General features: G+C 46.7%; 13 protein-coding genes. 12 read left to right on the forward strand and 1 reads right to left on the reverse strand.

The genetic code is table 11. From position 1 onward, the window contains the following. Nucleotides 1-129: 129 nt before the first annotated feature. From MKZ12_RS00575 to argS, 4 genes are all read left to right on the forward strand, one after another. The gene (locus tag MKZ12_RS00575) at nucleotides 130-1,611 is read left to right on the forward strand and encodes an alpha-N-arabinofuranosidase (protein ID WP_339258212.1); all 1,482 of its coding nucleotides are present in this window, start codon (nucleotides 130-132) and stop codon (nucleotides 1,609-1,611) included. After that, nucleotides 1,611-1,880, forward strand: a complete 270-nt coding sequence (locus MKZ12_RS00580; RefSeq protein WP_237178610.1) for a DUF6171 family protein — start codon at nucleotides 1,611-1,613, stop codon at nucleotides 1,878-1,880. Before MKZ12_RS00575 ends, MKZ12_RS00580 begins: the two co-directional genes overlap by 1 nt. A 265-nt stretch (nucleotides 1,881-2,145) precedes the next feature. After that, entirely contained in the window at nucleotides 2,146-2,571 is a 426-nt protein-coding gene (locus tag MKZ12_RS00585) for a DUF1934 domain-containing protein (protein ID WP_339238980.1), read from the forward strand. Continuing rightward, nucleotides 2,568-4,247 carry an arginine--tRNA ligase gene (gene argS, locus MKZ12_RS00590; RefSeq protein WP_339238982.1) on the forward strand — a complete coding sequence of 560 codons (1,680 nt, stop codon included), beginning with the start codon at nucleotides 2,568-2,570 and terminating at the stop codon, nucleotides 4,245-4,247. The genes MKZ12_RS00585 and argS overlap by 4 nt, the downstream gene beginning before the upstream one ends. Nucleotides 4,248-4,533: 286 nt before the next feature. Here the strand turns inward: argS and MKZ12_RS00595 are convergent, their stop codons facing one another. Continuing rightward, nucleotides 4,534-5,688: a S8 family peptidase gene (locus tag MKZ12_RS00595; RefSeq protein WP_339258214.1), complete on the reverse strand. Its 1,155-nt coding sequence runs from the start codon at nucleotides 5,686-5,688 to the stop codon at nucleotides 4,534-4,536. A gap of 461 nt (nucleotides 5,689-6,149) precedes the next feature. Here MKZ12_RS00595 and rpoE point away from each other — a divergent pair, with 461 nt between their 5' ends. The 8 genes from rpoE (at nucleotide 6,150) to rpmE (ending at nucleotide 15,377) form a co-directional block, all read left to right on the forward strand. Further along, entirely contained in the window at nucleotides 6,150-6,719 is a 570-nt protein-coding gene (gene rpoE, locus MKZ12_RS00600; RefSeq protein WP_062838121.1) for a DNA-directed RNA polymerase subunit delta, read from the forward strand. 453 nt (nucleotides 6,720-7,172) lie between these two features. Continuing rightward, nucleotides 7,173-8,777, forward strand: a complete 1,605-nt coding sequence (locus tag MKZ12_RS00605; protein WP_339238984.1) for a CTP synthase — start codon at nucleotides 7,173-7,175, stop codon at nucleotides 8,775-8,777. Nucleotides 8,778-9,006: 229 nt separating this feature from the next. Then, nucleotides 9,007-9,393, forward strand: a complete 387-nt coding sequence (locus MKZ12_RS00610) for a response regulator (protein WP_339238986.1) — start codon at nucleotides 9,007-9,009, stop codon at nucleotides 9,391-9,393. 261 nt (nucleotides 9,394-9,654) lie between these two features. After that, on the forward strand, nucleotides 9,655-10,509 hold the full coding sequence (gene fba, locus MKZ12_RS00615) for a class II fructose-1,6-bisphosphate aldolase (RefSeq protein WP_091039193.1): 855 nt from the start codon (nucleotides 9,655-9,657) through the stop codon (nucleotides 10,507-10,509). A 147-nt stretch (nucleotides 10,510-10,656) separates the two neighbouring features. Continuing rightward, complete coding sequence (locus MKZ12_RS00620; protein WP_339238987.1) at nucleotides 10,657-11,910, forward strand: UDP-N-acetylglucosamine 1-carboxyvinyltransferase; 1,254 nt, start codon at nucleotides 10,657-10,659, stop codon at nucleotides 11,908-11,910. A gap of 469 nt (nucleotides 11,911-12,379) precedes the next feature. Beyond that, complete coding sequence (gene rho, locus MKZ12_RS00625) at nucleotides 12,380-13,705, forward strand: transcription termination factor Rho (protein ID WP_036607258.1); 1,326 nt, start codon at nucleotides 12,380-12,382, stop codon at nucleotides 13,703-13,705. Nucleotides 13,706-13,802: 97 nt separating this feature from the next. Further along, nucleotides 13,803-15,077, forward strand: coding sequence for a radical SAM protein (locus MKZ12_RS00630; RefSeq protein ID WP_339238988.1), 1,275 nt, complete (start codon nucleotides 13,803-13,805; stop codon nucleotides 15,075-15,077). Between the two features lie 102 nt (nucleotides 15,078-15,179). After that, complete coding sequence (rpmE, locus tag MKZ12_RS00635) at nucleotides 15,180-15,377, forward strand: 50S ribosomal protein L31 (RefSeq protein ID WP_056698168.1); 198 nt, start codon at nucleotides 15,180-15,182, stop codon at nucleotides 15,375-15,377. Nucleotides 15,378-15,422: the final 45 nt, after the last annotated feature.

Genomic DNA, 15,422 nt, shown 5'->3' on the forward strand with positions numbered 1-15,422 from the left:
AATGAATAAGCCTCTTCCTGGCTAATGATGTGGGAAGGGGCTTGTTTGTGTAGAAATAAAAACGGTTGAAACCTGCTTTAAAACAAGTTATTGTAAGCGATAACAATACATTATATGGAGGTTGAAATCATGGTTGATGTTATTCTAAAGGCAGATTCAGACCAAGGATTAATAAATCGCAATATATATGGTCACTTTTCCGAACACTTGGGACGTTGTATTTATGAGGGGCTGTGGGTAGGAGAAGATTCACCTATTCCGAATACGGATGGAATTCGAAATGATGTATTGACGGCCTTGCAGAAGCTTAATGTTCCAGTCCTTCGTTGGCCGGGCGGTTGTTTTGCCGATGAATATCACTGGAAAGACGGTGTGGGTCCGAAGAGTGAGCGTGCTCGTATGATCAATACGCACTGGGGTGGTGTGGAAGAGAACAATCACTTTGGTACGCATGAATTCTTGAGATTATGTGAGTTGCTCGGCACCGAGCCATATATCAGTGGCAACCTGGGTAGCGGAACCGTGCAGGAAATGCAGGAATGGGTGGAATACATTACGTTTGATGGCGAGTCTCCTATGGCGAACTGGCGGAAACAGAATGGCCGGGAAGAACCGTGGAAGCTGAAGTATTTTGGCGTGGGAAATGAGAACTGGGGATGCGGCGGGAATATGCGTCCTGAATATTATGCGGATGAATATCGTCGGTATGCTACATATGTACGTAATTATTCCGGGAACGAGATTTATAAAATCGCTTGTGGCCCGAACGATAGTAACTATGAATGGATGGAAGTGTTGATGCGGGAAGCTGCCCGTTTCATGGATGGCATCAGTCTTCATTATTATACAATTCCGACAGGTGTGTGGGAAGACAAAGGGAACGCTACCGGTTTTGGAGAGGCTGAATGGTTTACCACGTTAAAGAAAACGCTGTTTATGGATGAATTGCTTGTGAAGCACTCCGAAATTATGGATAAATATGATCCAGATGGCCGGGTGGGTATCATTGTAGACGAGTGGGGAACGTGGTATAACGTCGAGCCAGGAACCAATCCGGGCTTCCTCTACCAGCAAAATACGATGCGGGATGCAGTTCTTGCAGCGGTGAACCTTAACATTTTCAATCAGCATAATAAACGGGTACAGATGGCCAATTTGGCTCAGATCGTGAACGTGCTTCAATCGCTTGTGCTCACGGAAGGGGACAAAATGCTCCTGACACCTACGTATCATGTATTTGATATGTATCAGGTTCATATGGATGCGCAGCGACTGGATTTGAATTATGATAGCCCTGGGTATACCTTCGGAGAAGACACCATTCCTCAGCTCAGCTTATCAGCGTCCCGCAACAAGGATGGGGTCATTCATGTGACAGCTTGTAATCTGAGCCACATCGATGAGTTGGAAGTCGTCTGTCAGCTGGACGCAGCTCAAGCGGCTAAAGTATCCGGGCAGATTCTGCACCATACTGATTTTGGCGCATTCAATACCTTTGAACAGCCGAATCATGTTCAGCCTGTGGCGTGGGAGGGACTCACACTGGAGAATAACACCTTGCGTTTTATTCTTCCTCCAGCATCGGTTGGGGTCATCGCTGTAGAGGGATAATGATGAAAAGGCAGGAACCTTGCAAGGGTTGCAATGATCAGTATGATGTGAAGATTAGCGATGCCAAAATGGCCAGACTTGTTGAGATTGCTTCACGCTCGCGTCCGACGGTACAGGATGAGGAATACGAGCGGCGGCTATCCATCTGCTCTGCCTGTCCGGGATTGCAATATGGCACGACTTGTCGGCACTGTGGCTGTCTTGTACAGGTGCGAGCGAAGCTGAGCGAGTCGACATGTCCTTTTCCTTATGAATCACAATGGGCCTGATCGGATGAATGAATATTACTATAATGAAGCAAAAGGGAGCTGCACTTTACAGGTGTAGCTCTTCTTTTTTGGCTTGATGAGGAAAAAACTCTGAATTTGGATTTGAATTGAGCGAGGGAACTGGATATAGTTATACAGTAGAGTGTAGGATAGCGAGCTATCCGGGAATATGAGCGCGTATAGCGACACAACAATACGGGAAGGGCTGTTCTCACCGGCCGTGCCTGATTTTGCGTCGCCTCGAATATAATGGAGGTTAACATTCATGTCGAACATGCGACCGGTACACATCCGGCTGCACAGCCGTTATGAAGGTGAAGATGTGCTGCAGGAAATGCAGGGTGAAGCCGTGTTGAAAGGGTCTGTTCTTTATGTTCGTTATGAAGAACCGGAGGTTGGACCCGAGGGAGGCACAACTCGTACCACATTGAAGCTGGGTGGACAATCCATCAAGATTATACGTCATGGTGAAGTGGAATCGGAGCAGACTTTTGAATTGAATCGGAAGCTTCCTGGTTTCTACCGATCACCATACATGTCGTTTGCCCTGTCCACGCATACACAGAAGCTGGAACTTTCCATTCAGGGATTGAGCGCACGCGCAGCGTGGAGCTACGACTTTTACCGCTTTGATGAAGAATCCGGACATTTCGCGATTAGTTTGCATATACAGGAGGAACCAATTTCATGACACGTAATCCACTAGATACGATTAACGAACGGGTAAGCACGGCCATCGGCAACGCCATTGTGGCGGCCGGAATTGTTACACAGGAAGAATTGCCAGCCATTACATTGGAAGTACCGCGTGAGAAGACACACGGGGACCTGGCTACCAATGCTGCCATGCAGCTGACCAAGATTGCCAAGCGCAATCCGCGCCAGATTGCTGAAGAGATCATTGCCAATCTGAATCTGGCTGAAGCAGGAATCGAGAAGGCTGAGATTGCCGGTCCAGGATTCATTAACTTTAAGTTGGACAAGAGTTACCTTTATCCAGTACTTGCGCTTGTGCAGGAGCAGGGCAAAGACTACGGAAGAATTAGCATCGGAGAAGGGCGCAAAGTCGAGATGGAGTTCGTCAGTGCCAACCCAACAGGCAGTCTGCATCTGGGTCATGCCCGTGGAGCAGCTGTAGGTGATGCTCTATGTAACATCCTTGACTACGCTGGATATGAAGTAACCCGTGAATACTACATTAATGATGCAGGTAATCAGGTGTTTAATCTGGCGCGTTCCATTGAAGCTCGTTATCTGCAAGAGCTGGGTCAGGATGCTGAGATGCCTGAAGATGGTTATCACGGTGAAGATATTAAAGGATTTGCCAAGCAACTCGTTGCTGAAAAGGGTGATGAATTGTTGTCCATGCACCCGGGTGACCGTGCAGCTTATTTCCGTGACTTTGGACTGGAGAAGGAACTGGACAAGATCAAACGTGACTTGAATCGCTTCCGTGTTAACTTTGACATCTGGTTCAGCGAGACCTCCCTGTATGACAACGGAGAAGTTCTGCGAGTGCTTGATGAATTGCGTGACCGCAATGAGATCTATGAGCAAGATGGAGCAACTTGGCTGAAAACGATGCAATACGGTGACGACAAAGAACGTGTGTTAATCAAGAACGATGGCACGTATACTTACCTGACACCAGACATTGCTTATCACCGCGACAAATATGCGCGTGGATACGACACGATGATCAACATCTGGGGTGCGGATCACCATGGTTATATCCCCCGGATGAAAGCTGCGATGCAAGCACTGGGCAATGACCCTGAGAAACTGGTCGTTTTGATTGCACAGATGGTGAGCTTGTTCCAGAACGGCGAGAAAGTGAAAATGTCCAAACGTACAGGTAAAGCTGTAACGATGGAAGATCTGATGGATGAAGTGGGTATTGATGCCATCCGTTATTTCTTCACGATGCGGAGCATGGACTCCCACCTGGACTTTGACATGGACCTTGCAATTTCGACATCCAATGAAAATCCGGTATTTTATGTACAATATGCGCATGCACGTGTATGTAGCGTATACCGTCAGGCTGAAGAACAAGGTATTGAACTGCTGCCACTGGCACAGATCGACCTGTCCAAGCTGACAACAGAGCACGAGTATGACCTTCTTCGCAAAATGGGAGAACTGCCTGAAGAAATCTCGGCAGCGGCAACAGGATATGCGCCTCATCGTATCATCCGTTATGTATACGAGCTGGCATCCCTGTTCCACAGCTACTACCGTGCAGAACGTGTCATTACGGAAGATGCGCAGCAAACTCAGGCACGTCTTGCACTGATCGGTGCTGTGCGTACCGTTATTGCAACGGCGCTTCGTCTGGTAGGCGTAAGCGCACCAGATAAAATGTAAATTCCAGGATTGCGGCCTGCCGCCGCTCCGCCTCAAGCAAAAAGTCTCCATGTCCGCGTTGTGTCTTCAACGTGGTACATGGAGACTTTTTTTTGTTTTGTAACCGGAGCTGAAGAAAACGAATTTCCCTATCTAAGGTACGCTAGCCTCCCCAGACATCACAGCGGGTGCCACTTGAGGATTCAGCCGCAAGCAAGATCCCTTCGCACATTCAAGTCGGGGGTGGGTTACTGTGATTCGCCAAACATCAATCAAACGAGTTCTGCTAATGGTTAGCATAGCCTACTCACTCTTCGCCCTCCTGCATTAGCTTCAGGGCGTCAATCTCACCGCCACGTATTTTGGTTTTCGCTGTGGTAGTCTTGCGGGCTCGCAGTGGGATCGTAGCACGTTTGACGAGGGTCTTGATTTCACTGGGGGATAATCCCGGATGCTTGGCAAGCAGCAAGGCGATAGCACCGCTCACATGCGAGGTTGCCATGGAAGTGCCGCTCATCTCGTGATGCTTGCCTTGCACCCATGAGGAGACAATCTTATCACCAGGTGCATAGACATCCACATATGCGCCACGATTGCTGAAGGAAGCAATACGTCTGTTTTTGTCAGTTGCTCCGACGGATATGGTCTGCGGATAACGTGCTGGATAATCAATGCTGCGTCGTTTGCCATCGTTTCCTGACGAAGCAACAATGACAATTCCGGCATGGTACGCACGATTGACAACATCAAGCAGTGCCTTGCTGCGTGTTTTCATGCCAAAGCTCATGTTGATGATATCGACCCTGTTACGCACACACCAATCGATGCCAAGCACAATGTCGGATACATAAGCCGATCCGTTGTGGTCGAATGCCTTCACGGGATAGATCAGGGACCGTGGAGCTACACCAATCATGCCTGCGGTGCTGTTGGCTGCGGCGATGGTCCCCGCAATGTGGGTGCCGTGTCCATTATCATCATGAGGAAGCAGGCTGCGGTTTAACAGATTGATTCCGCGTGCCAGGGAATATCGAAGATCAGGATGGTGATAATCAGCACCTGTATCAATTACACCGATTTTGATCCGGTGCCCGGTAGATACAGACCATACTTTGGGTGCCCGAATCTGCTTCACTCCCCAGGGTATGCCTTGGGCATTGCTCGGTTTGCTGTGGAGTGCGGTGGCGTGAAGGGAGATGGGGATGTCTTCTTCAATCGTAATCTCATCCCCATAGCGGTATAAATCCTCCGGGCGTTGTACTGTAGCGATAATGGAACGAGCTAGTCGCGAGGAGCGGACGGCCCCAAGGTCGGTAAATTCATTCCGCATTCGGGATAATTCCACGAGGCAGGCCTCGTACTGCTGCGGTTTGGCAAATCGGATCAAATATCGCCCTCCTTGTTCTGGTTCAGGGCGTCTCATTCCGTCAATTAATTGATGCAATAAACCAGTATAGTCCATAATGGGCAGCCCCCTTCGGGATGAACATGCTGAGGTATTCTATGAATGCGCTCATCTCGCCGCATGGGGAACTTGCCCTTTTTTTATAAAAACACATTCACTTCGTGTCAAAACGGGCGCAGGGACATATGATGGATGGAGAGCTAGAGGGCTCTTGCGGGGAACCTGGTGAGGAGCAATCCTTCAAGGGTATACAGTCAAAAGGCGGAGGGGACTCCGTCTTTTTTATTATGGAGTTGTCTCTTTTGCAATGAAGGACACGTATGAGTTTAATGTCGTATCGCGTTGAATATATTGGACAGATTGGAGCTGCTCTCCGTATTTGCGTCACATCCGTACATAAAAACTTGCTTTTTAACGCTAAATAGGTTTTACTTAGGTTTGTTAATGGATATGTTATACGTAACAGTCCAGTTCGTAGGGGTTAAAAAGTGAATTTTGTGTGAGAGGAAGTGTCTGCAGTGAGTACCTCGCTCAATTTGAAAATTGATAAAGAAAAGGTAAAAGAGATCCCTTTGGTGGACCTTGCCTTTATGGTGCTGAAAGCGGCTAATACGCCGTATTACTATCGTGACTTGATGAATGAGGTAGCGAAGCAGCGCGGAATGACTGATGAAGAAATCAACGAGTTTATCGCCCAGCTATATACCGAGATTAATATCGATGGCCGTTTTGCTTGTGTCGGTACAAGTCTGTGGGGCTTGAAGCGCTGGTATCCGGTAGCTGGAACAGAAGATTCCATGACGGGTGCGAAGCGTCCGCGTATCATCAACGATGAAGATGATGATCTGGAAGATGAAGACTTCGGTGAAGAAGAAGATAGCTATAACAGCGATGAAGACTTCGACAGCACGGATAAAGACGAAGATGAAGACGAAGAAGATGAAGACGAAGATGACATCTTTGATGAAGAAGACAGCGAAGAAGAAGTGCTGGTCGAAGATGACGATCTGGAAGATGAAGACCTCGAAGAAGACGAAGAAGAGTCTGAAAACGAGGATGAATTTGACGACGATTCTGATAATCGGTAGTCATTTTTGACGTCTATAATTTACCCGTTTCCCCGGAATAGTCAGCCTTGACAGCAGACGGGGTAACGGGTAAACTATTGCATGGGCTTATGAATGAGCGACAATATATTTATGTTTTTTATAGAAGGTGCCCCGTCCTGCGGGAGTACTTTTTTTTGTATTTTTAGAGGCATAATTTTGCAAAATAATTTCCTTTCCGTATGCTCCCGGCCAACATTTCGTGGCCCGTTTTTGTATATCAAAAACACCAAATGAAATGAAGGCTACCGGAATATTTGCACCATTTTTTGCTGTAAAACAACGTGTATTTAAACCGTCTTCGCAGAAAGAGCAGTTCGCAGATGCAGGGAATTTCTGCCATTGCTCTTTTTAACGATGATTACCTGGGAAACAGGTTACGATAACACCATATATCGCCTGAATTTCTGTACTTATATTAGGAGGGTAATAACAGTGACAAAGTATATTTTCGTGACGGGCGGAGTTGTGTCCTCCCTGGGCAAAGGGATTACAGCTGCTTCGCTGGGCAGATTGCTGAAAAACAGAGGGCTTAAAGTAACCATCCAGAAATTTGATCCGTATATCAACATTGACCCGGGGACTATGAGCCCTTATCAGCACGGCGAGGTTTTTGTAACGGATGATGGCGCGGAAACGGATCTGGACCTTGGCCACTATGAACGTTTTATTGATATCAATCTCTCCAAAAACAGCAACGTCACGACTGGTAAAGTATACTCTTCCGTCATCAGCAAAGAGCGACGCGGGGAATATCTGGGCGGAACGGTACAAGTTATTCCACACATTACGAACGAGATCAAAGAGCGTGTATTCCGCGCTGGACGTGAAGCTGGTTCAGATGTGGTTATTACGGAAATTGGCGGAACAGTGGGCGACATTGAGAGTTTGCCTTTCCTGGAAGCCATTCGTCAGATCAAGAGTGATGTAGGTCGCGACAATGTGATGTACATTCACGTAACACTTATTCCTTATATCAAAGCAGCGGGTGAAGTGAAAACAAAACCAACACAGCATAGTGTTAAGGAACTGCGCAGCATCGGTATTCAACCGAATGTGATTGTCTGCCGTACGGAGTATGAATTGTCTGACGACATGAAAGCCAAGATCGCTCTCTTCTGCGACATTGATGAGAATGCCGTGGTTGAATGTCGCGATGCAGACACCTTGTATCAAGTGCCTTTGAACCTGCGTGAAGAAGGCTTGGATGAGATTGTGGTAAATCACCTGAAACTGACTACTCCTGCACCGGATATGAGCGAGTGGGAAGGGCTGGTTGACCGGATCAACAAGTTGGAGCATACGGTTGAGATCGCTATTGTTGGTAAGTATGTAGCGTTGCACGATGCATACCTGAGTGTTGTTGAGTCGTTGTCTCATGCTGGATTCGCATCGAATGCGGATGTGAAAATTCGCTGGGTTCCTTCTGAAGATATTACGGATGAGAATGTAGGCGACCTGTTACATGGTATTGGCGGTATCCTTGTTCCTGGCGGATTCGGAGATCGTGGTATTGAAGGTAAAGTATCGGCAATCCGTTATGCTCGTGAGAAACAAATTCCGTTCTTCGGTATTTGCCTGGGTATGCAGGTTTCCGTTATTGAATATGCACGTTCCATTGTTGGTTTGAATGGTGCGAACAGCTCCGAGATTAATCCGGCTACAGAATTCCCTGTAATCGATCTGTTGCCTGAGCAAAAAGATATCGAAAATCTGGGTGGTACGATGCGTCTGGGTCTGTATCCTTGTAAGCTTCAAGAAGGTTCTTTGGCGATGGCTTGTTATGATGACGAGCTGGTGTATGAGAGACACCGTCACCGGTATGAGTTCAACAACGAATACCGTGAAGCGATCGAAAAAGCAGGACTGGTTATCTCGGGTACATCCCCGGATGGACGTCTGGTTGAGATCGTGGAACTTCCAGGACACCCATGGTTCCTGGCGGTACAATTCCATCCGGAATTCACTTCCCGTCCTAACCGTCCGCAACCATTGTTCCGTGAATTCGTGAAAGCTTCATTGGAGAATGCAAAGAAATAATCATGTTTTAGCGTTGACGTAATAGATATTGGAGGATGTTCATGGCAACCGCAGAGGTTGCCGTGAACATCCCTTTTTTTTGCGTAAAAAGCAGGCTGAAATGCTTTTTGTCATTTTGTGAAAGTAGCAGGATTTTAATGGAAGAGGTAGAATACTTATCATGACGACTATGGGATAGTTATCCAGATTCGAAGACGTATATGCTTTCCTAATTCTAGGGGGTTACAGAGTGGAAGATAAAAAAGTTTTGATTGTTGATGACCAGAACGGAATCCGAATCCTATTAATGGAAGTGTTCAGCAGTGAAGGGTATAACACCTTTCAAGCACCCAACGGCAAGGTTGCTCTGGAGATTGTAAATAATGACAAGCCTGACCTGGTATTGCTCGATATGAAGATTCCCGGGATGGACGGTCTGGAAATCCTGAAGCATATTAAAGAAATTGATCCGGGGATCAAAGTGATCATGATGACCGCTTATGGTGAACTGGACATGATTAAGGAAGCCACGGATCTCGGAGCGCTCATGCACTTCACGAAACCGTTTGATATCGACGAGATGCGAGTGGCTGTGAATATGCAGCTTCGCAATGGTACTGTCAATAAATGCAGTTGAATCCTGTTGATACAGGATTTTTTTGTATGCGGACAATATAGATGGTACTTGGTGGGGAGAATGGGGTATTTCACCGCTTTATCCGGGGAATATTGGAAATGGGCAAGTTATAAAGCGGTGTCTATGAAAACTGTGCTGCAAAGCACAGCATTTTTGCAAATGCTTGTTTAGTATTTGACATGGGATGTGGTATAATAAGGCCGTATGTGATTTCGGCTAAAAACCATAGACACAACCCAAACCCCTAGGAGGATTGAAACCATGCCATTAGTATCTATGACAGACATGTTGAACAAAGCACTTGAAGGAAAATATGCAGTTGGTCAATACAACATCAATAACCTTGAGTGGACTCAAGCGATTCTTGGTGCAGCTGAAGAAGAAAAATCCCCAGTAATCCTGGGTGTATCCGAAGGCGCAGCACGTCACATGGGCGGCTTCTACACTGTAGTTAAAATGGTAGAAGGACTCATTCACGACATGAAAATCTCCGTACCAGTTGCGATCCACTTGGACCACGGTTCAAGCTTCGACAAGTGTAAAGAAGCGATCGATGCTGGATTTACATCCGTTATGATCGACGGTTCCCACCACTCTATCGATGAAAATATCGAAATGACTAAAAAAGTTGTTGAATATGCACACGCTAAAGGCGTTTCTGTAGAAGCTGAAGTAGGTACTGTAGGCGGACAAGAAGACGACGTTATCGGCGGAATCATGTACGCTGACCTGAACGAGTGTATCCGTATCGTTAAAGAAACAGGTATCGACACATTGGCACCGGCTCTTGGTTCCGTACACGGTCCTTACCATGGCGAGCCTAACCTGGGCTTCAAAGAGATGGAAGAAGTTCGTGACGCGGTACAAGTTCCACTCGTATTGCACGGTGGTACAGGTATTCCTAAACACGACATCGATAAAGCCATTTCCCTGGGTACATCCAAAATTAACGTAAACACAGAGAACCAAATTGCTTTCTCGAAAGTGGTTCGTGAAGTGCTTGCAGCTAAACCAGATGCTTACGATCCACGTACATTCATCGTACCAGGCCGTGATGCAATCAAAGAAACCGTTAAAGGTAAAATCCGCGAGTTTGGTTCCAACAACAAAGCGTAATTTATCTTTGCCAGTTCCATACTGTGAAATGGAAGAACACCGCCTAGCCGGTGTCTTTCCATTTTCACACCTTATTTCTACATCGGAAGCCAACAGCACGTATTGCCGTTCATCGGCTGCAAAACACGTAGGGGGACATTAAGCTTTATGGAAAAATTGATGATTAGTGGCGGACGTCCGTTACAGGGAACTGTAACTATAAGCGGCGCCAAGAACAGCGCCATTGCGCTTATTCCTGCAGCATTGCTTGCCGAGTCAGAAGTCGTGTTGGACAACCTGCCGCTTTTGAGTGATGTGGCGGTTTATGCAGAAATTTTGGAGGAACTCGGAGCACGTGTAACTTGGGAAGGCAGTCAGATGAAAATTGACCCTTCGGAGATCAAATCCATTCCTATGCCGAATGGTCCCGTGAAGAAGCTTCGCGCTTCGTATTATATGATGGGTGCATTACTGGGACGTTTCAAAGAAGCAACGATAGGTTTACCAGGGGGCTGTAATTTTGAGCCTCGTCCAATTGATCAACATATCAAAGGTTTTGAAGCGCTTGGCGCAACCGTAACGAACGAACATGGCTCCATTCATTTGCATGCCAAAGAGCTTCGCGGCGCAAAAATTTATCTTGATGTAAGCAGTGTGGGCGCAACCATTAATATTATGCTGGCGGCTACTCGTGCCAAAGGCTCTACAATTATCGAAAACGCGGCTAAAGAGCCTGAGATTATAGATGTAGCAACACTTCTGAATTCCATGGGTGCCAGCATCAAGGGTGCAGGTACCGAAACGATCCGTATTGAAGGGGTCTCGGAGCTGAAAGGCTGCCGTCATTCCATCATTCCGGACCGTATACAAGCGGGAACGTATATGATCGCTGCAGCGGCGACGCGTGGAGATGTTCTGATTGACAATGTGATTCCCAAACATCTGGAAGCTTTAACGGCAAAGCTGTTGGAGATGGGTGTTGGCATTGAGGAATTGGATGAAAGTATACGTGTTATTGGCAAACCGAACTATAATCATGTTGACGTGAAGGCACTGGTGTATCCTGGTTTTCCGACGGATCTTCAGTCACCAATGACCAGTGTATTAACACAGGCAACCGGTGTAAGTGTCCTGAGCGACTTTGTATACAGCAATCGGTTCAAGCATGTGCCTGAGTTGGTACGGATGGGCGCAAAGATTCGAGTAGAAGGACGGTCAGCAATTATTGAAGGCAGTGCATTAAACGCGGCCAAAGTAAAAGCATCCGATCTTCGCGCTGGTGCAGCGCTGGTGATTGCAGGTCTCACCGTCAGTGAAGGTGTAACTGAAGTAACTGGGGTTGAATATATTGACCGTGGTTATGATCATCTGGTGACTAATCTTCGTTTGCTCGGTGCAGATGTATGGCGGGAAACGGATTAATTAATAGGAAGCATGATGCATGATTCAGTCTTACACATGTTTATTTTAACTGAACTGCATATCTTTTCGGTGATTAGGTAAACCTGTTTTAATAGAGTTCTCAGTCTCTCCGGCATAAGACGAAATGTTACTGTTTCCTTTACCGGAGGGTCTTTTTTTGAATTAAACTTCATATGGCTGTAAGAACATCATTTCTCATCCCCAACCCCCGGTTTTGTTTGAACTGCGCTCCATAGCCGGTCTATCCGGATTGATCGCCTCAATGCATCGTTCACTCAATAGCGGATCATGCCGAATGTTGGCCATCCCACCCGGAAACTTACACTCAAAGACAAGTATTTGCATTATAACGGTTACATTCCGTACAATGGACAGAAGAGATTGTGGCAGATGCTGCGCTCTATAGCCGGAACATCTAGCGAAACTATCCATTTCACACGGACTTATTAATTGAATAGGTGGTTATTATATGGATCTACAAATTTCCGATTTGGAAGAAATGAAACTAACGGACCTCTACAAACTGGCCAAAAAATATCAGATACCTTACTATGGTACGTTAAAAAAGAAAGAATTAATCTTTGCTATACTGCGCGCACAAGCCGAACAGAGCGGTCTGATGTTCATGCAAGGCGTACTCGAGATTTTACCTGAAGGTTACGGATTTCTTCGGCCGATTAACTACTTGCCAAGTACGGAAGACATCTACATCTCAGCTTCTCAGATTCGCAAGTTTGACCTAAGAACAGGTGACCTCGTATCAGGTAAATGTAGAACGCCTAAGGAAAACGAGAGATACTTCGGTTTGTTGCAAGTCAACGCTGTAAATGGTGAGAATCCATCGGCGGCTGCAGAGCGACTTCACTTCCCGGCACTAACCCCACTGTATCCGCAGAAAAAACTGGTTCTCGAAACATCCCCCAACCATTTGTCCACACGAATTATGGATGTGCTCGCCCCGGTAGGATTGGGACAGCGCGGATTGATCGTAGCACCTCCCAAAGCGGGTAAAACGCTTCTCCTCAAAGAAATTGCCAACAGCATCTCAACTAACAATCCTGAAATTGAACTGTTTGTCCTGTTGATTGATGAACGTCCAGAGGAAGTAACGGATATGTCGCGTTCGGTAAAAGGGGAAGTTGTGGCTTCGACATTTGATGAACTGCCTGAGAATCATATTAAAGTGGCGGAATTGGTACTTGAGCGTGCGCTTCGTCTCGTTGAGGCCAAAAAGGATGTTGTTATCCTGCTGGATAGCATTACGCGTCTTGCCCGTGCATATAACCTGGTTATTCCACCATCCGGTCGTACACTTAGTGGTGGTATTGATCCGGCTGCATTCCATCGTCCGAAACGTTTCTTCGGTTCTGCCCGAAATGTGGAAGAAGGCGGAAGCTTGACCATCCTGGCAACGGCATTGATTGATACCGGATCACGTATGGATGACGTCATTTATGAAGAATTTAAGGGTACAGGTAATATGGAGCTTCATCTGGATCGTCGTCTGGCAGAGCGCCGCATATTCCCGGCAATCGACATTCGTCGTTCAGGCACACGTCGTGAAGAAGTATTGCTTAGCAAGGAAGAGTTGGATACAATCTGGGCGATTCGTAAAAACATGAATGATTCCCATGACTTTGTCGAAGGATTCCTGAAGAAACTTCGTAACAGCAAGACAAATGCAGAGTTTTTGGCGGCATTTGATTCGGCTGGTAATAGCCCGACAAGCAATTCCGGGACAACAACTACCCGTCGCTCACCTAGACAGACAGCTACATCAGGTACATCGACGTAAGTGTCGTTCGACTAATCATTTTCTTTTTGCAGCACTGCTGTGAATGTTACAATATACCCGTCGTTAGGTTTAACCCATTAGATGTGAGGAGAACATCATGTATTTAGTATACGCAGATGAAAAAGGTAATGTATTTGATCACCCATCCCTGTACGGGCTTGCCCGCAGTGGAGATATGATCGTTGAGATTATGGAAGATGAGTTAATTCCTTTGCCAGAAGGTGCAACATTAGTTGGACTCCCAAGCACCCGTCCTATTGGTATGGACCCGGATACCGGTGAGATGCTGCCAATGCCAACGGACACACAGGCTGTAGGTGCGTTGCTTCCACAGGGATTCACTCGTTTGTGTCTTCCTGGTTATGTGAAGACAGATAAGGAGTATAAGTTGCCGTTGTTCGGTTATTCCGCAGTAGTCTGGAAAGATGGCGGTTTTTATGTCACCGCTTCGAAGTCGGATAGTCCTGACAAGTGGAATCCGCTCAACTGTGACCGTGACGATGTGCGTTCCGGGGTTAAACGATTGACAGAGCAATACCCCGAGAACCGTCTCTATACCCATCTATCCAACTGTGCGCTTGGATATGAATGTCTGACTTCATCGAACACGTTCCTGAACCGTTGGGAAGGTGGAGTACCAGTATCGTATTCTTGCAATGCAGGTTGTTTCGGGTGTATCTCCGAGCAACCGGATGATAGCGGCTTTGTTTCCCCGCAGACACGTATGAACTTCCGACCACGTGTGGATGAGATTGTGGAGGTTATGCTGGAACACCTGAAGACGCCAGAGTCCATCATTAGCTTTGGACAAGGTTGTGAAGGGGAGCCTTCCACGCAGGCCAAGTTGATTATTGAAGCGATTCGCGAAGTGCGTTCTGTAACGGACATGGGGTATATCAACATTAATACCAATGCCGGTCTGAACGATCATATTAGAGGTATTGTGGATGCTGGATTGGATCTGATGCGCGTAAGTACAATCAGCGCACTGGATGACCATTATAACGCCTACTATAAACCACGTGGTTATACCTTAGCCAATGTTGAAAAGTCGATGAAATATGCGGCGCAGCAGGGTGTATACACCTCGATTAACTATTTGATCTTCCCGGGTGTAACGGATCGTGAAGAAGAGATTGAGGCGATGATTGAGTTTGCGAGAAGAACCGATCTACGCTTGATTCAGATGCGTAACCTCAATATTGATCCGGAGAGTTATCTGGAATTAATCCCTCCTGCTCAAGGAGATATCTTGGGCATGAAGCAGATGATTGAGATCTTTGAAGACGAGTTGCCTGATGTTGTGATCGGATCGTATACCCATGTTCCACCAGCTGGAATGGCACGTCCCAAACGGTTGATTACCTCTTAACAATAATGGATTGCAACAGGCACAAGGCCGTGTTATAATCTCAGAGTTGTGCCATTTACTCTGGGTCCGCTTGAGGCTCAGGGCGGAAAGAGGTGAAAGGTAATGAAAGAAGCAATTCATCCTAAATACACGATTGGTCAAGTATCTTGCGCTTGCGGGAATACTTTTGAGACAGGTTCGGTTAAAGACGGACTTCGTGTAGAGATTTGCTCCGCGTGCCACCCGTTCTTCACAGGTAAACAGAAGTTTATCGATGCTGGCGGCCGTGTTGATCGTTTCAAGAAGAAATACGGAATCTAATAGGACAATTCTTGGAGTTGTCTGCTAATTGCATCCAACACACCC

This window comes from Paenibacillus sp. FSL R5-0713 (genome assembly GCF_037973325.1).
Classification (GTDB): domain Bacteria; phylum Bacillota; class Bacilli; order Paenibacillales; family Paenibacillaceae; genus Paenibacillus.